General features: G+C 65.9%; 1 protein-coding gene. It reads right to left on the bottom strand.

Translation table 11 applies throughout. The features are described 5' to 3' along the window. Positions 1 to 519: glycoside hydrolase family 11 protein (locus tag FLV34_RS39700; RefSeq protein ID WP_147945631.1), on the bottom strand; the 519-nt coding region annotated here is incomplete at both ends.

Below are 519 nucleotides of genomic sequence, written 5' to 3'. Positions count from 1 at the left end.
GGTGATGTTGGAGTTGCCGCTGCTCTGGTAGCCCTCGGTGGCGAGGATCTGGTAGTCGTGGCTGCCGAGCGACATGCCGGCGCGGGCCCAGGCGTCGAAGTGGTTGCCGATGGTGATGGTGCCGCCGGTCCGCTTCTGCTGCCGGACGCTCCAGTACTGGTTGAACGTCCGGGTGCCCTCGATGGACGGCTGGTTGTAACGCGTCGTCTGGTAGATGTCGTACGTGCCGCCGTCGGAGGTGACGGTGCCCTTGTACGTCCCGGTGGGCCGGTAGGTGCCCCAGTTCTCGACGATGTAGTACTCCACCAGCGGGTTCCTCGTCCACCCGTACAGCGCCAGGTAGGCGTTGCCCGAGGGGTTGAAGCTGCCCGAGTAGGTCACCGTACGGCGGCCGCCGGGGCTCCAGCCCTTGCCGGCGACGAAGTTGCCGGTGTTGCGCCAGGAGGTGCTGTAGTTTCCGCCGGAGCCCAGCTCCATGGAGACCGTGCCCTGGCTGTCGGTCCAGAACGAATAGAAGTA

The sequence above is a fragment of the Microbispora sp. CSR-4 genome (assembly GCF_008033685.1).
Classification (GTDB): Bacteria; Actinomycetota; Actinomycetes; order Streptosporangiales; family Streptosporangiaceae; genus Microbispora.
This window is presented reverse-complemented; position numbering and strand designations above follow the sequence as displayed.